Origin of the sequence: Pseudalkalibacillus berkeleyi (genome assembly GCF_021608225.1) — a bacterium.
Lineage (GTDB): Bacteria > Bacillota > Bacilli > Bacillales > Fictibacillaceae > Pseudalkalibacillus > Pseudalkalibacillus berkeleyi.
Genome location: NZ_JAKIJS010000001.1, coordinates 927654 through 945673 on the forward strand (window position 1 = coordinate 927654; position 18020 = coordinate 945673).

General features: G+C 39.4%; 18 protein-coding genes and 1 riboswitch. Of the genes, 16 read left to right on the forward strand and 2 right to left on the reverse strand.

Annotation, left to right across the window (positions count from 1 at the left end; genetic code table 11):
* Positions 1-3: 3 nt before the first annotated feature.
* A riboswitch (TPP riboswitch) is annotated at positions 4-112 on the forward strand.
* A 92-nt stretch (positions 113-204) separates the two neighbouring features.
* From thiT to spoVM, 3 genes are all read left to right on the forward strand, one after another.
* Entirely contained in the window at positions 205-753 is a 549-nt protein-coding gene (thiT, locus tag L2716_RS04905; protein WP_236332338.1) for an energy-coupled thiamine transporter ThiT, read from the forward strand.
* A 1-nt stretch (position 754) separates the two neighbouring features.
* Complete coding sequence (locus L2716_RS04910) at positions 755-1396, forward strand: thiamine diphosphokinase (RefSeq protein WP_236332340.1); 642 nt, start codon at positions 755-757, stop codon at positions 1394-1396.
* 112 nt (positions 1397-1508) lie between these two features.
* On the forward strand, positions 1509-1589 hold the full coding sequence (gene spoVM / locus L2716_RS04915; protein ID WP_007202502.1) for a stage V sporulation protein SpoVM: 81 nt from the start codon (positions 1509-1511) through the stop codon (positions 1587-1589).
* 186 nt (positions 1590-1775) lie between these two features.
* Here the strand turns inward: spoVM and rpmB are convergent, their stop codons facing one another.
* The gene (gene rpmB, locus L2716_RS04920; protein WP_226551145.1) at positions 1776-1964 is read right to left on the reverse strand and encodes a 50S ribosomal protein L28; all 189 of its coding nucleotides are present in this window, start codon (positions 1962-1964) and stop codon (positions 1776-1778) included.
* Positions 1965-2189: 225 nt separating this feature from the next.
* Between rpmB and L2716_RS04925 the strand changes: the two genes are divergently transcribed.
* The 11 genes from L2716_RS04925 to rnc all read left to right on the forward strand — a co-directional run bounded on the left by L2716_RS04925 (position 2190) and on the right by rnc (position 12932).
* The gene (locus L2716_RS04925) at positions 2190-2552 is read left to right on the forward strand and encodes an Asp23/Gls24 family envelope stress response protein (RefSeq protein WP_236332342.1); all 363 of its coding nucleotides are present in this window, start codon (positions 2190-2192) and stop codon (positions 2550-2552) included.
* A 16-nt stretch (positions 2553-2568) separates the two neighbouring features.
* Positions 2569-4242: a DAK2 domain-containing protein gene (locus L2716_RS04930; RefSeq protein WP_236332344.1), complete on the forward strand. Its 1674-nt coding sequence runs from the start codon at positions 2569-2571 to the stop codon at positions 4240-4242.
* A 298-nt stretch (positions 4243-4540) separates the two neighbouring features.
* On the forward strand, positions 4541-5203 hold the full coding sequence (sdaAB, locus tag L2716_RS04935) for an L-serine ammonia-lyase, iron-sulfur-dependent subunit beta (RefSeq protein WP_236332345.1): 663 nt from the start codon (positions 4541-4543) through the stop codon (positions 5201-5203).
* Positions 5204-5248: 45 nt separating this feature from the next.
* Positions 5249-6136 carry an L-serine ammonia-lyase, iron-sulfur-dependent, subunit alpha gene (sdaAA, locus tag L2716_RS04940; RefSeq protein ID WP_236337800.1) on the forward strand — a complete coding sequence of 296 codons (888 nt, stop codon included), beginning with the start codon at positions 5249-5251 and terminating at the stop codon, positions 6134-6136.
* Positions 6136-8172: an ATP-dependent DNA helicase RecG gene (gene recG / locus L2716_RS04945; RefSeq protein WP_268963943.1), complete on the forward strand. Its 2037-nt coding sequence runs from the start codon at positions 6136-6138 to the stop codon at positions 8170-8172. The genes sdaAA and recG overlap by 1 nt, the downstream gene beginning before the upstream one ends.
* Before the next feature lie 81 nt (positions 8173-8253).
* A complete protein-coding gene (gene fapR / locus L2716_RS04950) occupies positions 8254-8826 on the forward strand; it encodes a transcription factor FapR (protein ID WP_236332347.1) in 573 nt (190 codons plus the stop codon).
* Between the two features lie 8 nt (positions 8827-8834).
* Complete coding sequence (gene plsX / locus L2716_RS04955; RefSeq protein WP_236332349.1) at positions 8835-9833, forward strand: phosphate acyltransferase PlsX; 999 nt, start codon at positions 8835-8837, stop codon at positions 9831-9833.
* Between the two features lie 3 nt (positions 9834-9836).
* Positions 9837-10778, forward strand: a complete 942-nt coding sequence (fabD, locus tag L2716_RS04960; protein WP_236332351.1) for an ACP S-malonyltransferase — start codon at positions 9837-9839, stop codon at positions 10776-10778.
* Between the two features lie 4 nt (positions 10779-10782).
* Positions 10783-11523, forward strand: coding sequence for a 3-oxoacyl-[acyl-carrier-protein] reductase (gene fabG, locus L2716_RS04965; protein WP_236332353.1), 741 nt, complete (start codon positions 10783-10785; stop codon positions 11521-11523).
* Positions 11524-11823: 300 nt separating this feature from the next.
* On the forward strand, positions 11824-12057 hold the full coding sequence (gene acpP, locus L2716_RS04970; RefSeq protein WP_236332354.1) for an acyl carrier protein: 234 nt from the start codon (positions 11824-11826) through the stop codon (positions 12055-12057).
* Between the two features lie 116 nt (positions 12058-12173).
* On the forward strand, positions 12174-12932 hold the full coding sequence (rnc, locus tag L2716_RS04975) for a ribonuclease III (RefSeq protein WP_236332356.1): 759 nt from the start codon (positions 12174-12176) through the stop codon (positions 12930-12932).
* A gap of 55 nt (positions 12933-12987) precedes the next feature.
* Here the strand turns inward: rnc and L2716_RS04980 are convergent, their stop codons facing one another.
* Positions 12988-13203, reverse strand: coding sequence for a DUF1128 domain-containing protein (locus tag L2716_RS04980; RefSeq protein ID WP_408005289.1), 216 nt, complete (start codon positions 13201-13203; stop codon positions 12988-12990).
* Positions 13204-13436: 233 nt separating this feature from the next.
* On the opposite strand from L2716_RS04980, the gene smc reads away from it, so the two are divergent.
* Both smc and ftsY read left to right on the forward strand, forming a co-directional pair.
* Positions 13437-17003, forward strand: coding sequence for a chromosome segregation protein SMC (smc, locus tag L2716_RS04985; RefSeq protein ID WP_236332361.1), 3567 nt, complete (start codon positions 13437-13439; stop codon positions 17001-17003).
* A 14-nt stretch (positions 17004-17017) separates the two neighbouring features.
* Positions 17018-18013 (forward strand): signal recognition particle-docking protein FtsY, encoded by a 996-nt coding sequence (ftsY, locus tag L2716_RS04990; protein ID WP_236332363.1) that lies wholly within the window; start codon positions 17018-17020, stop codon positions 18011-18013.
* The last annotated feature ends 7 nt before the right edge of the window (positions 18014-18020 follow it).

Consider the following 18020-nt stretch of genomic DNA (forward strand, 5'->3'; position numbering starts at 1 on the left):
TAAAGAAACCACTAGGGGAATCTCCTTAAGAGATTGAGAGTGAAGTGTATGCTTCTGACCCTGATAACCTGAACAGGATCAAACCTGCGGAGGGAAGTTGGCTTTCAACGACTTCAAGATATACGAAAGCGACTGTACTCTATGCAGTTGCTTTTTTTGTTTTACTCTAGATACTATAGAAATAAGAGGGAGAGATTAATGGTCATGAAGAATAGAACATTGATGATGGCTGAAGTAGCTATTATGGCTGCATTAGGTATCATACTAGGTTTCATCAAAATAGGTGGACCATGGGCATTTGGGGGCTCAGTGTCATTAGAAATGGTTCCGATTTTCATTATGGCTTTTAGAAGAGGATTGGGTGCTGGTATTTTAACTGGCCTAATGATTGGATTGTTACAATTATTGATTAATCCATATATATACTATTTCTTGCAAGTCCTATTAGACTATCCGTTAGCGTTTATGGGTGTTGGATTAGCAGCGCTAGCTAGACCTGATTGGAATCATACTTTTGTGAAAAGGGTTATATTCATAATAATAGGGACATTTATTGGAAGTCTAATGCGATTAACAAGCCATGTGATTTCTGGAATGGCATTTTTTGCTGATCAAGCACCAGAAGGAACACCTGTATTCATTTACTCATTTTCTTATAACATTTCATACATTGCTCCAACCTTTATACTAACCGTCATATTACTAGTCCTATTATCCAAAACGGCACCTAAACTGATCCATGGAGGCTCATAATATGAATGCCATTTGTCTTGTCGCTGGTGGTCCACGTCATCTGCTCCCTGACACATTGGAGCAGGGAGATGACCGCAATTACGTAGGAGTTGATGAAGGCGTCATCTACCTTTTGAATCGTGGCATTACACCAAGTGCTGCTTTTGGAGATTTTGACTCCATTTCTAAACAAGACTTGAACATGTTGTCGAGTAAGAATATTGATATTCATTCATTTGAAAGTGAAAAGGATATGACGGATTTAGAGTTGGCGATACACTGGGCGTTGGACCAAAACCCAAGCGAGATCTTATTGTTCGGGGGGACTGGTGGTCGTCTTGATCATGAACTGATTAACATCCAATTGTTGAAGCTAGGACTTGACAGGAACGTGGAAATGAAAATAGTGGATCGGAATAATCAGATATTCTTGAAGAAACCAGGAGCTTATACAGTAGCGGAAAATCAACAATATCCATATCTCTCTTTCCTACCTACCACTCAAGTTGTCAACGGGATTACATTGACTGGATTCAAATATCCATTAACAAATACAACGTTGCACTGGGGTTCAACTTTATGTATTTCAAATGAGCTTGTAACAAAAAAAGGTACTTATTCATTTGATGACGGCATAATTATGGTGGTAAGAAGCAAAGACTGAAATTGAAATTAAAACTCCGGGTACTATTTCTAAGTAGACGAATATACTTAAATAGAATGTTATTTTTCCGGTAAGGTTACTTACGGAAACTAACGTTGGAGGAGGCGGAATTATGAAATTTTATACTATTAAGCTGCCAAAATTTTTAGGGGGATTCGTTCGAGCGGTCCTAGGGTCATTCAAGAAAGGATAAACAAAAAAGCACCAACAGAGGTGCTTTTTTGTTTGTATTATTTTAATCGTTGTATGAAAAGTATTATACAAACTAACTCTGTTAAAAATATAATTGATTTTCGAAGATATCACCAATAACTTTCAATAAAACGATACAAATAAAAAAAGAACCCTTCAGTGGGTTCTTTTTCGCGTATTATAGAAATTAAACGCGTTCTACTTTACCTGATTTCAAGGCACGAGCAGAAACGTATACTCGCTTCGGTTTACCGTCAACTAGGATACGAACCTTTTGTACGTTCGCTCCCCATTTACGTTTTGTAGTGTTCAACGCGTGAGAACGTTTGTTTCCAAAGCTTGTCTTTTTTCCTGTAACAACACATTTTCTAGCCATTGTGAATGAACCTCCTTTATTGCAAATAAAAGAATTAATGCAGTTTATCGTTTATTCGAAAACACTACACTATATTAGCATGAGAAATATAAGATTGCAACAAGGTTTATCAAGTTTATTTACTTGACATGATAATAGGAAAAGATGATATATTCTTTCAAAATGTAAGATATTATAGTAAAATGACACTAGTCATAGGTCATTAAATCCAAGGGAGGATTCTACATGTCTATAGAAATGAAAACAAAGTATGGAGAAATTGATATTTCAAACGATGTGATCGCTACAATTGCAGGTGGAGCCGCGATTGATTGTTATGGTATTATCGGAATGGCATCTCAAAAGCAAATTAAGGATGGCATAACTGAGCTTCTAAAGCGGGACAACTTCAGTAGAGGAATTGTTGTTCGTCAGGAAGAGGATGAAGTTCACATAGACATGTACATCATTGTAAGCTATGGAACGAAGATATCTGAAGTAGCTCACAACGTTCAAACAAAAGTGAAATATACACTTGATCAAATGCTCGGATTGTCAGTAGATTCGGTAAACATTTTTGTTCAAGGTGTAAGGGTGACAAACCCGTAACGAGGAGGAAGAATTCGTGACTGTAAAGAAGTTAGGCGGGAAACAACTTTCCCAGATGTTTATTTTCGGGGCTGAAAACCTGAACAAAAATGTAAAAATGGTGGACGCCCTAAATGTTTTCCCTGTTCCAGATGGTGATACAGGAACAAATATGAATTTAACCATTACTTCTGGAGTGAAAGAAGTAAAAGGATTGGATACAGACGATGCTAATCAAGTAGCATCCTTGTTTTCGAAAGGTCTATTAATGGGGGCAAGAGGTAATTCAGGCGTTATTCTTTCCCAGTTGTTTAGAGGCTTTTCAAAAGCGATAGCAGGTAAATCCTCCATTGATACAAAGCTGTTTGCAGAAGCGCTTGAATCAGGTGTTGAGACTGCCTATAAGGCTGTAATGAAACCGGTAGAGGGAACGATTCTCACAGTTGCAAAAGACTCTGCTAAGAAAGCAACAAAAGCTGCTCGGAAATCAGACGATTTAATTGATGTGATGGAACAAACGTTACTAGAAGCGAAAGCTTCATTAGATCGGACCCCTGATCTTCTACCTGTGTTAAAAGAAGTAGGCGTTGTCGACTCTGGTGGACAAGGACTCGTTACAATTTATGAGGGCTTCTTAGCGGTACTTGAAGGAAAAGAATTACCTGAAGAGAGTATTTCTGGTCCGTCTATGAATGAATTAGTCAACGCAGAGCACCATAAAGCACAAATGCATATGAAAACTGAAGATATTCACTACGGATATTGCACAGAGTTCATGGTTAAATTTAAAGAAGAAAAGACGAGGAATGCACCATTCTCTGAAGAGGATTTCCGTAACAAATTAAATGAACATGGTGATTCACTGCTTGTCGTATCTGATGAGGAGTTAGTTAAAGTTCATATACATACCGAAGAGCCGGGTGATATGCTAACTCTTGCACAAACGTATGGCGATTTGATTAATATTAAGATTGAAAATATGCGGGAGCAACATTCTGCGATATTGGAAAGTGACCATCAACCTGCAGAAAAGGTTAAGGTTCAGGCGAAAAAGAAGCCATTCGGAATCATTACCGTTTCTATGGGAACTGGAATTGAAGAGTTATTCAAGAGTCTTGGTGCAACAGTTGTTATAGCTGGTGGTCAGACGATGAATCCAAGTACTGAAGATATTGTTAAAGCGATAGAAGAAGCCCATGCAGAAAAGCTGATCGTACTTCCAAATAACGGGAATATCGTTATGGCGGCAGAACAAGCTGCTTCAGTTGTTGATGAAGATGTAGCTGTCGTTAAGACGAAAACAGTACCTCAAGGAATTTCTGCATTGCTTGCTTTTAATCCAAGCTCTTCTCTTGAGGATAATCAAACAACCATGTCTGAGGCTGCTGGACATGTTAAGTCAGGTCAAATTACATTTGCAGTTCGTGATACATCTATTGATGGTGTAGAGATTAATAAAGATGATTTCATGGGGATCTTTGATGGCAAGATTGTTACCTCTAAGAAAACCCAAAAAGAAGCCGTAGAATCTCTTCTAAATGAAATGATGAGTGACGATGATGAAATCGTAACGATAATTTATGGTGAAGATGCTAACGAAGAAGAAGCTAATGAACTTGAAGCATGGATTGGCGAAGCTTATCCAGATGCTGAAGTTGAGATCCACCCTGGAAAACAACCGATTTACTCGTATATCATATCTGTCGAATAGTAAGTGTTATTTAATATTCCTATCATGATCAAACCATAATCAATTGATCAGATAGGAATATTCTTTATACTTTGGCTTTGTTGCATTCGATTGTAGATCTTCATTTAAATGATTGAAGCTAAAGGGGTGCGAGACTCCTGCGGAAAAGCGGGTCAGGGGAGGCTCAGAAGGGTCAAAACAAGCGCTTCCTAAACAATTGAGGCTCCCGAACCGTCCGCGGAAAGCGAGTATCCCTGTGGCGAAAATCAGCTATACATTTAAGAGGCAATCCATTTACGCTTGAATGGAGGAATTGAAAATGAAATTTAAAAGTGTCTTTGAGATCATTGGCCCAATTATGATTGGACCTTCAAGCTCGCATACTGCTGGTGCAGCTAGAATAGGACGGGTAGCTCGTTCTCTTTTCGCTAGGAAACCCGAATGGGTACATATTTCATTTTACGGGTCTTTTGCAAAGACTTACCGAGGACATGGCACTGATGTGGCAATTGTTGGTGGTGTTTTAGATTTTGATACATTTGATGAGCGAATTAGTGATTCGTTGAACATTGCAAAGAAAGAACGTATCAAAGTAAAAATGACCGAGGAAGATGCATTGACCGATCATCCGAATACAGCCCGAATTCGACTTGGCGACAAAGATGGTGAACTTGAAGTTGTAGGTATTTCAATAGGGGGAGGAAAAATTGAAATTATTGAATTGAATGGTTTCGAACTTCGCTTATCAGGGAACCACCCCGCTCTCCTTGTCGTTCATAACGATCGGTTTGGTGCTATTGCCGCTGTTGCAAATTTACTAGCCAAGCTTGAAATTAATATAGGACATATGGAAGTAAGTAGGAAAGAAGTAGGAAGTGAGGCTCTTATGACGATTGAAGTCGATCAAAATTTAGAAGACGCCGTTATTCAAGAAATTGAGAAACTTCCTCACGTTACAAGAGCAACAAGAATTAACGATTAATCACAATTATAAGGGTAATCACAATTATAAGGGGTGGTATGTATGATGTTCCGTAATGTCAGTGAATTAGTTGAACGAGCGGTTTCACAAGATATACCTATTTCAGAAGTGATGATTCAACAAGAGATGGAAGTAACCGGACGCACCCGAGATACTGTTATTGAATTAATGGAGAAAAACCTTAATGTAATGGAACAAGCTGTTGAAAAAGGGATTAAGGAAGGTGTCAAATCCCACTCTGGATTAACAGGTGGTGACGCTGTCCTGCTACAAAAATATATTGAAAGCGGAAAGAGTTTAGCTGGCAAAACTGTATTGGATGCAGTAAGTAAAGCGGTTGCAACGAACGAAGTAAATGCTGCAATGGGAACGATCTGTGCTACGCCAACTGCTGGGTCTGCAGGGGTTGTACCTGGAACGTTATTTGCGCTAAGAGATAAGTTAAATCCGAGTCGAGAAGATATGGTACGTTACCTATTCACTTCAGGCGCATTTGGTTTTGTAGTTGCGAACAATGCATCCATCTCTGGTGCTGCAGGTGGTTGTCAAGCTGAGGTTGGATCAGCGACAGGTATGGCGGCGGCAGCAATTGTAGAACTGGCAGGTGGGTCTCCAGAACAATCGGCTCAAGCGATGGCGATTGCGTTGAAAAATATGCTCGGGCTCGTTTGTGATCCTGTTGCAGGACTTGTGGAAGTCCCATGTGTGAAAAGAAATGCAATTGGTGCAAGTATTGCAATTACTGCGGCTGACATGTCTCTTGCAGGCATTACAAGCAGAATTCCATGTGATGAAGTCATTGACGCAATGTATAAGATCGGTGAATCAATGCCGACAGCACTAAAGGAAACAGCACAAGGAGGATTGGCGGCTACTCCAACTGGTAGAGAATTAGAAGCAAAAATTTATGGAGTGCCGTTAAATAAAAAATAATGGATTTGAAACAACCTGTCGTACAAGTAAAAGGAATCGGTAAGGCAAGAGCAGAGGAGTTAACCGACCTGAAAATTTACACTGTGGAAGATCTCCTCATGTATTTTCCTTATCGGTATGAAGATTTTCAGGTCAAAGAAATAACAGATTTGAAACATGATGAGAGAGCGACATTAGAAGGGAAGGTTCATAGTGAACCTTCTTTACGTTATTTCGGAAGAAAGAAGTCCAGATTGACTGTAAAAGTCCTAGTAGGAAAATATCTTGTGAATGCAGTGTTTTTTAACCGTGCATTTCTTAAAAAACAATTTTCTATTGGACAACCTGTTACCATTACAGGCAAATGGGATCAACACCGACTAACAGTTACAGGACAGCATGTCACTTTTGGTCTCCAAGAAAGCACAGATAAAATTGAACCGATCTATTCCATTAAAGGAGACTGGACTGTAAAGCGAGTCAGAAATGTAGTGCATCAGACGGTTCAGCAATACAGTCAATATGTTAAGGAAGTTCTGCCGAGTGATTTGAAAGTACAATATAAGTTAATTGACAGAAACAAAGCATTACAGTGGATTCATATGCCTGAAACTCATGATCACCTGAAACAAGCAAGAAGATATTTTGTTTATGAAGAACTCCTTTTATTCCAATTACGGATGCAGTGGTGGAGAAAGCAAGAAAAAGAGAAGACGGATGGTAAGGCTAGACATTTAAACGAAACGCAAGTCCAAGAGTTTATTCAATCATTACCATTTCCGTTAACTGGCGCACAACAACGGGTTACAAATGAAATTCTCAATGACATTCAATCTAAGTTCAGAATGAACCGCTTGCTCCAAGGGGATGTAGGGTCTGGAAAAACGATTGTAGCAGCAATCAGTATGTATGCATTAGTAACGGCACGTATGCAGTCAGCATTAATGGTTCCTACTGAGATATTAGCTGAACAGCATTATGAATCTTTGAAGCAATTATTTGACGACATGGATATAGAAGTAGAGATCCTAACAAGCTCTGTCAAAGGAAAAAGAAGGGCGTTAGTTCTAGAACGTGTTGCGGACGGGTCTATCGATCTACTTGTAGGGACGCATGCACTCATACAGGACGATGTTCAATTCGATAATCTTGGCTTAGTGATTACAGATGAACAACATCGCTTCGGGGTTAACCAACGGAAAGTTTTTCGGCAAAAGGGAATCACACCTGATGTACTATTTATGACAGCTACACCGATTCCGAGAACATTGGCAATTAGTGCTTTTGGAGATATGGATGTATCAACAATTGATGAAATGCCTGCTGGTAGAAAACCTATTGAAACTTATTGGGCGAAGCATGGCATGCTAGAACGTGTACTTTCTTTTATCTTAAAAGAATTAGAAAATGGCAGACAAGCGTATGTAATTTGTCCGCTTATTGAAGAATCGGATAAAATGGATTTTCAAAATGCAGTAGATGTTCATTCACAATTACAGCTTTATTTTACCGACTACAATGTCGGTTTAATGCATGGAAGGTTGCATGTAGAAGAAAAGGAAGAGATGATGACCAAATTCAGCAGAAATGAAGTTCAAATTCTCGTTTCCACTACTGTTGTAGAGGTAGGTGTGAACGTACCTAATGCAACAATTATGGTTGTTTATGATGCTGAAAGATTTGGATTATCTCAGCTCCACCAACTTCGAGGACGTGTAGGAAGAGGGGACGCACAGTCTTATTGCATACTGATTGCTGATCCAAAAACGGACGTTGGGAAAGAAAGAATGCAGATCATGACGGAAACAAATGACGGATTTGAACTTTCTCAAAGAGATTTAGAGCTTAGGGGACCAGGAGACTTCTTTGGGAAGAAACAAAGTGGTTTGCCTGTGTTTAAGGTTGCTGACCTTGTTCATGACTACCGTGCATTAGAAGTAGCTCGTCAGGATGCCTCCGCGATGGTGAACTCTACAGCGTTCTGGGAAGATCAAAAATACGAACCACTACGATCTTGGCTTTTGGAACAAATTGAGCATTGGGAGGAACTGGATTAACCGACTAATCCTTGAAAATAAGTATTTAAAACTATATACTACTTTTAGTACCTACTCATAAGAGTAAGAGATGGTGAAGCAATGAAGCGAAATAAAAAGGAAAGACAGCAGTTGCTGAAAGAGACAATTTTGATAAACCCATTCATCACAGATGAGGATTTGGCTAATCAATTTCAAGTTAGTGTGCAAACGATTCGACTAGATCGTTTGGAGTTATCGATTCCAGAGCTTAGAGAACGAATAAAGAGTGTAGCTCAACAACAGCTTGATGAGGTAAAGGCACTTTCAATTGAAGATGTCATTGGTGAGATTGTTGATTTGCAACTTGATGAATCAGCCATTTCCATTCTGGATATAAAAAAGGAACACGTTTTCTCAAGACATGATATTGCAAGAGGCCATCACTTGTTTGCACAAGCCAACTCCTTGGCTGTTGCAATCATCAATGATGAACTTGCGTTAACGAATAAAACCGAAATTCGTTTTACAAGACAAGTGAAAGTTGGAGAACGAGTTGTTGCAAAAGCGTCCGTTAAGGAACATAAATCTGATCGGACGATTGTTGAAGTGAAGAGCTATGTTGAACAAGAGCTTGTATTTGAAGGTATCTTTACAATGTTCCGCTCCAACAAAAGCAACATAGAAAGGACGTAAGAAGACTGATGAAAATTGCAATAGATGCTATGGGCGGTGACCATGCACCTGAAAAGATTGTCCTAGGTGCTTTAGAAGCCGTTCAACAGTATAAAGACTTAGAAATCGTTCTTGTTGGTGATGAAACTGAAATCAACAAACATATGGATAGTACCGACCGTATTACGATCATACATACATCAGAAAAAATAACCAGTGATGATGAACCTGTTAGAGCTGTTAGGCGAAAGAAAGATGCTTCAATGGTTCTTGCAGCACAGGAAGTGAAACAAGGCAGAGCAGATGCATGCATTTCTGCAGGTAATACAGGTGCATTAATGACAACGGGTCTATTGAATGTCGGTCGAATTAAAGGGATTGATCGGCCAGCACTTTCACCAACTCTCCCAACTTTGGATGGGAAAGGGTTCGTATTGCTAGATGTTGGATCAAATATGGATGCGAAACCTGAGCATTTGCTTCAATATGCATTAATGGGCACAGTTTACAGCCAACAAGTGAGAAATATTGATCGCCCTAGAGTCGGTTTGTTGAATGTAGGAACTGAGGAAGGAAAAGGGAATGAACTTTCGAAGAGAGCCTACGAAATGTTACAACAGTCCGAACAAATACATTTTGTCGGCAATGTCGAAGCGCGTGACTTACTAGATGGTATTGCAGATGTTGTCGTATGCGATGGGTTTTCAGGAAATTTAGTATTAAAAACAATTGAGGGTACTGCGATGTCAATCTTTGCGATGTTGAAGGAACAACTTATGAGTTCCGTAAAAAGCAAACTAGCGGCAGCAGTGCTTAAGCCTCAATTCAAAGCACTTAAAAGTAAATTAGATTATAGTGAATATGGCGGAGCTGCATTGTTCGGTTTAAAAGCACCTGTAATTAAGGCACACGGATCTTCAGATGAAACAGCCGTTTTGAATGCAATACGTCAAGCTCGTCATATGGTTGAACACGACATGGTGTCTATTATTAGAGAAAAAGCAACGCAACATGAAGGAGATGAATAGAAAATGGGGAAAATAGCATTTCTATTTCCTGGACAAGGCTCACAACAGGTAGGGATGGGACAAGATTTGGCGAACGAAAACGAACGTTCTGAAGCCGTCTTTAAAATTGCCGATCAACGTCTTGATTATGATTTATCAGATATCATTAAGAATGGTCCTGAGGAAACATTGAAACGTACAGAAAATACACAACCTGCATTGTTGACGACAAGTATTGCGATTCTAAGGGCACTAGAACAATATGACATCAAGCCTGATTATACAGCTGGACATAGCTTGGGTGAGTATACAGCTCTTGTTGCTTCAGGTGCGCTCTCATTTGAAGATGGTGTGTATGCGGTGCGAAAGCGCGGTATGTTTATGGAAGAAGCCGTTCCAGCGGGCAAAGGTGCTATGGCTGCCATTCTTGGCATGGACTCTGATACACTTCAAAGCATTACAGATCAAGTAACAGAACAAGGAAATTCAGTACAATTAGCGAACTTAAATTGCCCGGGTCAAATCGTTATATCTGGCACGAAGAAAGGCGTTGAACAAGCTTCTGAGATCGCAAAAGAACAAGGTGCTAAACGAATTATCCCACTACAAGTAAGTGGACCGTTCCACTCAGAGCTCATGAAGCCAGCTGCAGATAAAATGAGTGAAGTACTTGATGAATTAACGATTACGGATGCTAACATACCCGTTATTGCAAATGTTTCTGCTAAAGCAGTTACGGAGGCAACCGAGATTAAAACAAGATTAATTGAACAAATATATTCACCCGTTCGCTGGGAAGAAACCGTCCAGTACTTGTTAGATGAAGGGGTAGATACATTTGTTGAAATAGGGCCAGGTAAAGTTTTATCCGGTCTCGTAAAGAAAGTACACAGACGTGCAACGACAATTGCCATTTCTGATTCTGAATCATTAGAAGCGGCAGTGGAAAAACTGAAGGAGGTATGATTCAATGCTTAGTGGAAAAACGGCCTTAGTAACAGGGGCATCAAGAGGGATTGGTAGAGCAATCGCGATAGATCTTGCTCGACAAGGTGTTTCAGTAGCTGTAAACTACTCTGGAAGTGAAGAGAGAGCAAGGCAAGTCGTTGAGGAAATACAAGAGCAAGGCGGAAAGGCTTTCGCTATCCAATCAGATGTAGCGAGTGTAGATTCTGTCACATCCATGATCAAAGAGGTTGTTTCCACATTCGGATCACTCGACATTCTCGTAAACAATGCAGGCATCACACGTGATAATCTAATAATGAGAATGAAAGAAGAAGAATGGGATGCAGTAATTAATACAAACCTAAAAGGTGTATTCAATTGTACGAAAGCAGTAACGCGTCAAATGATGAAACAACGTTCAGGAAGAATCATCAATATTGCTTCCATTGTAGGTGTCTCAGGTAATCCAGGACAAGCCAACTATGTCGCTGCTAAAGCAGGTGTCATCGGTCTAACCAAAACCACCGCCAAAGAATTATCTAGCCGTGGGATCACAGTAAACGCCGTAGCACCAGGATTTATAGAAACAGACATGACAGAAGCACTCGAAACCAATGTGAAAGACGAAATGATGAAGCAAATCCCACTATCACGCCTAGGACGTCCAGAAGACATCGCATCAGCTGTAAGGTTCTTAGCAGGGGATGAGGCGAGTTATATTACGGGGCAGACTCTTCACGTCGATGGCGGCATGGTGATGTAACTAAAAATTTCCGGGAAACAGCTCTCTCGAACTACCGACGCACAGGACGTGCTAGTACTGCCGTTGTCACAGGACGTGACGATTTTAGGCAGTGAGCGTCACGTCGCTACTCCGGTCCTCCGACGTACAGGATGTACTAGTACCGGCGTTGTCACAGGACGTGACGTAATTAGCGGTTACATTACTAGGCTCTCGTAGCTCCCTGTTCGCTTGCGGAATAAATTTTAGCTATTATTGTTTTTAGATGATTTACGAGGACGTGTACTTCTCGTATAATAACTTGAGAGGAGGTGAACGGACATGGCAGACATTCAAGATCGTATCACGAAAATTATCGTTGACCGTTTAGGGGTTGATGAGGAAGAAGTGAAGATTGAATCTTCTTTTAAAGAAGACCTAGGAGCAGATTCTCTAGATGTTGTTGAACTTGTTATGGAACTAGAAGATGAGTTCGATATGGAGATTTCTGATGAAGATGCTGAAAAGATTGCTACTGTTGGCGATGTAGTAACATACATAAACAGCCATCAATAGTTTTTTATCAGGGTTGATCCGTGGATTGGATCAGCCCTTCATCTTATTTTTGCACTATTTATACTACACGTTATAATAATATATTATGATCATGCGAAAGGATTATGGAGGTCACAATGTCCAACCGTACACCATCAAAGAAATTTTCACGAGCGAAACGAAGACCTTTTACCAAAGAAGAGTTATCAACTCGATTTAGTGCATTTCAAAAAGGATTGGATATTCAATTTCAGAATGAGAAATTGTTATATCAAGCATTTACTCATTCATCCTATGTGAATGAGCATCGTAAACGTCCAAGTGACGATAACGAACGCCTCGAATTTTTAGGAGATGCTGTTCTCGAATTGACGATTTCACAATACTTGTATAAGAAATATCAGAATATGTCCGAAGGTGAATTAACGAAGTTACGTGCTGCTATTGTGTGTGAACCATCACTTGTTATTTTTGCCCACCATTTGGATTTTGGTGAACTTGTCCTATTAGGGAAAGGTGAAGAGAACACAGGTGGACGAACAAGACCAGCGCTTTTAGCGGATGTGTTTGAAGCCTTTATCGGAGCGCTTTACCTTGATCAAGGGCTAGAAGTTGTAGAGCGTTTCTTAACCAAGTACGTGTATCCTAAAATTAATGAAGGTGCTTTTTCCCATGTGATGGATTTCAAAAGCCAACTACAAGAATTTATACAGCGTGAGAATCATGGTACGCTTGATTACCGCATTGTCCAAGAGACAGGCCCCGCTCATAACAGGGAATTTACTTCGGAAGTGTACCTGAGAGATGATCGTCTTGGCGTTGGTCATGGACGTTCCAAGAAAGAAGCTGAACAACAGGCTGCTAGAGAAGCACTAAAGCACCTGAATTCAAAATAAGACAAAGTAAAGGGTTGCCGACTTCGATACTACTGAAGACGACAACCCTTTTCAATTATTTACTTTTGCGTAATTCGCTTAACTCCTCAATAATTCCTTCTGTTTCGTTAACGCTGAAGTGACTCTTTTTCATCACAAAATCATACAAATCCTTCAAGTCCTCATATTGTTCAAGATTAAAGTCATCAGACCGCATTACCCCTGTGTTGACAACTTGCAATTGTTTTTTGATTTGATCTAGCATATATGCCATATTTTCATGGCTCTTCACACTTAAATTCACCGAATCATCCTTTCTACAATTAATTTTCCAACTCCCATTGTAGCATGAATTAAACACACTTGCGGAATTTGAACACGGTTCTTCTTCAGTGTTCATCTTTATGATAAAATAACTAAGTATGTATTCAGGCTTGGTGTTACTGAGTTTTCGTGATTTGATAACGTAATTTACGAATTTATATATATGACTAAATTATTGAATAAAATGAAGGGGGATTTAAGATGTTCCTCAAACGCTTGGATGTCATTGGGTTTAAATCATTTGCTGAACGAATTGGAATAGAGTTTGTTCCTGGTGTGACAGCTGTTGTCGGACCTAACGGTAGTGGGAAAAGTAACATCTCAGATGCGGTACGTTGGGTTCTTGGTGAACAATCTGCTAAATCATTAAGAGGGGCGAAAATGGAAGATATTATTTTCGCAGGTAGCGATTCCAGGAAGCCACTTAATTTAGCGGAGGTCACGCTGACACTCGATAATGAAGACCAACATATCCCGATTGAATATAATGAAATAAGTATTACGAGAAGAGTTTATCGATCTGGGGATAGTGAATATTTAATTAATAAACAACCATGTAGATTAAAAGACATTATAGATTTATTCATGGACTCAGGGTTAGGGAAAGAAGCTTATTCCATTATTGGACAAGGTAAAGTGGAAGAAATTTTAAGTAGCAAACCAGAGGATCGGCGTAGAATCTTTGAAGAAGCTGCAGGTGTGTTGAAATATAAAACACGTAAAGTGAAAGCAGAACAAAAGCTACGTGAAACAGAAGAGAATCTTAATAGAGTTGAAGATATCCTCTATGAACTAGAAGACCAAGTGGAACCATTAAAGATACAAGCATCAATCGCAAATGATTTTCTAGAGAAGAAAAGTGATCTTGAAGTCATAGAGTCTGCCTTAATTGTATATGAAATTGAAGACCTACATATAAGATGGAATGAGAAATCAATAGAAATTGAACAACTTAAGGAAAAAGAAACGGCATTAAATGACAAAATCCAATCGAAAGAACAAACGATAGATACGATCAGGGAAGAACTCTCTGCTTTAGACGAATCAATAGATGAACTTCAGGACGTATTATTAAATGTTAGTGAAGAGCTTGAAAAGCATGAGGGCAAAAGAGATGTCTTGCGTGAACGGAAAAAGAATTATCATCAAAATAAAGAACAGCTGACAATGAAAATTAAGCAAGAAAAAGATAAGAAACAAGACATTGAAAAGACATTGGCTGAAGAGACGCAACTATTAGAAACGCATCACACAAAGATGAAAACTCTACAAAAAAAGCTCAAGGAAGAACAAGGTCAACTTGACTTAATGGACAAAAACATTGAGCAAGAACTTGAAAATTTAAAGAGTGAGTATTTTGATCGATTAAACGAACAAGCTTCGATGAAAAATGAAATAAGGTACTTAACTGAACAGCTTGAACAGCAATCTAACAAAACTTCTCAGTTAGATGAGCGTCATAGTCAATATATCAAAGAGCGGGAAACGATTAGTCAACGAAAGAAAGAGTTGACTCAAAGGTTAGCAGAGATTCAAAAAGAGCTTGAAAGTAAAATGGATGGTTTCAAGACGTTGAAAAACCAAATTGAAAAGGATGAATCTAGTTTATCTGATCAAGAGTCGAAATTATATAAAGCTTATCATTTTATCCAGCAGTTCAAATCTAAGAAGGAAATGCTTGAAGAGATGCAAGATGACTACAGTGGATTTTTCCATGGGGTTAGAGGCATCCTTAAAGAGCGCGGAAGACGGTTAAATGGGATTGAAGGTGCAGTCGCTGAGCTTGTAAATGTAGATAAAGAGCAAGAAACTGCAATAGAAACGGCACTAGGCGCAGCTACACAAAATATAGTCGTTCATACAGAAGAAGATGCAAGAGCTGCTATTTCATTTTTAAAACAAAATCGACTTGGAAGGGCTACTTTCTTGCCAATGTCGGTTATCAAAAGTAGGAAATTACCCCAAAATGAAGAAGATAAGATCAAGAGTCATCGGTCATTCGTAGGTATGGCTTCAAATCTTGTCGGGTACGAAGAACGTCATCGTAATATTATAGAAAATTTATTAGGTAATGTCGTGATTGCTATTGATTTAGAAGGTGCCAATGAGCTAGCAAGCATATTAAATCACCGGTACAGAATCGTTACATTAGATGGTGATGTCGTTAACCCAGGTGGTTCAATGTCCGGTGGGAGTCAAAAGCAGAAGAATAACTCTCTATTGTCGAGGCAACGCGAGCTAGAAACAGTTGTAGAGAAATTATCAACAATGGAAACGCAGACAGAGAAGCTTGAAATTGCCGTTAAGAATGGCAAGGAACAATTGCGTGAAGATAAGTTGAAAATGGAAACATTGCGTGAACAAGGAGAACAAATTCGTCTTAAAGAACAAGAGATGAAGGGTGAATTAAGGGAAATTGAATTAGAACATCGAAATGTTGATGAACACTTGTCTTTATACGACCGAGAAAAGGGTGCTTTCACGTCTCAACGTGATACTACCAAAAAGCGAGTGTCCACCTTGAAAAAGGACTTGGACAAATCAGAAAAACAAGCGATTGAACTCGAAAAAGAAGTCAATCGTTTAACGCATCAGAAGGAAAATGTACAAACCACCAAAGATGATCTTAAAGAGTCTATTACATCTCTAAAAGTAAATTTAGCGCAATGTGAACAACAGTACACGAATTCAAAAAACACTGTGTCGCGATTAAAGAACGATTTGGAAGAAACGAACAAATCGTTAAATAAAGCAGAAGAGGAATTTTGGTTGTTAGAGGAAGCGGTTAATACAAGTGCTTCAGATGAAGAAAGCTTAGATGACTTGATCATACAACACCGTAAAGACAAAGATGCGACGATTCAGTTGATTGGTGACCGTCGTAAAGAACGTTCTCAAAGACAAGAAACGACTGAAAAGCATGAGCTAGAACTCAAAGAGTCGAAACGAATATTCAAACAAATGACGGATGGCATTCACCATGAAGAACTGCGGTTGAATAGATTGGACGTCGAACTAGAGAATCGTTTAACTCATTTGAGTGAAGAATACCACCTTTCATATGAGCGAGCAAAAGAGAAATATAAACTCGAAATGGACCCAGACGAAGCGCGGACAAAAGTAAAACTAATTAAACGTGCGATTGAAGAGTTAGGTACGGTGAATCTCGGTGCGATCGATGAATATGAAAGAGTGTCTGAGCGGTATCATTTCCTTACAGATCAGCGAGACGACTTAAATGAAGCGAAAGCAACACTTTATGGCGTTATCGTTGAAATGGACGAAGAAATGACGAAACGCTTTAAAGAGTCATTCTTTGAAATTCAAGGGCATTTCAGATCGATATTCAGTGAATTGTTTGGTGGTGGACAAGCCGACCTTGTCCTTACAGATCCTGATGATTTATTGAATACTGGTGTAAACATAATGGCACAGCCACCAGGGAAGAAACTTCAGCATCTTGCATTATTGTCAGGTGGAGAGAGAGCATTAACAGCAATTGCTCTCCTATTCGGTATATTGAAAGTGCGACCAGTACCTTTCTGTATTTTAGATGAAGTTGAAGCGGCGTTAGATGAAGCAAACGTTAGTCGATTTGCAAGGTTCCTAAGGGCGTTTAGTGAGGAAACTCAATTCATAGTTGTTACGCACAGAAAAGGAACGATGGAAGAAGCAGATGTATTGTACGGTGTAACGATGCAGGAATCAGGCGTTTCTAATCTTGTCTCAGTTAAAATGGAAGAAACGAAAGAACTAGTGTCAACATAAATGAGGGGGATCATATGAGTTTATTCAAACGAATGAAAGAAAAGTTCACGACTCAAAGTGAGTCTGTTACAGAGAAATTTAAAGACGGATTATCGAAAACGAGAGATTCATTTTCAAACCGCGTCAATGAATTAGTGAAAGACTACAGAAAAGTGGATGAAGACTTCTTTGAAGAATTAGAAGAAATCTTAATTGAAGCTGATGTAGGCGTGGCAACCGTTATGGATTTGATCGATGAGCTTAAGGATGAAGCGCGAAGACAGAACATTAAAGATTCTGAAAAACTCCAGTACGTCATATCTGAAAAGCTTGCCGAGTTTTTACAAAAAGAAGATGATGATACTGCTTTAAACATGCAAGATGGAGAGTTAACTGTATTTCTCTTCGTAGGTGTTAATGGTGTCGGTAAAACGACTTCAATCGGAAAGTTAGCACATAAATTGAAACAAGAAGGTAAGTCAGTCATGATGGCGGCAGGAGACACGTTCCGAGCAGGGGCTATTGATCAACTCCAAGTATGGGGAGACCGTGTTGGGGTTGATGTCGTAAAACATAGCGAAGGCTCTGACCCGGCTGCGGTCATATTTGATGCTGTTAAGTCTGCTAAATCTAAAGGAGTAGATGTCTTGCTATGTGATACGGCTGGCCGTTTGCAAAATAAAGTCAATCTAATGAACGAGCTAGAAAAAATCAAGCGCGTAATAGGTAAAGAAATTCCGAATGCTCCCCATGAAGTATTACTTGTAGTGGATGCGACGACCGGGCAAAACGCGATGAGCCAGGCAAAAACGTTCAGTAAGTCTACAGAGGTTAGTGGAATAGTATTAACGAAATTGGATGGAACTGCAAAAGGAGGAATCGTACTAGCGATTCGCCACGAATTAGAAATACCTGTAAAGTTAGTAGGGTTAGGAGAAAAAGTAGAAGATCTGTATGAGTTTGACCCGGATCAATTCGTTTATGGATTATTTTCAGACCTTCTATTAGAAGAAGAACATAACAACAAATAAGGTCGAA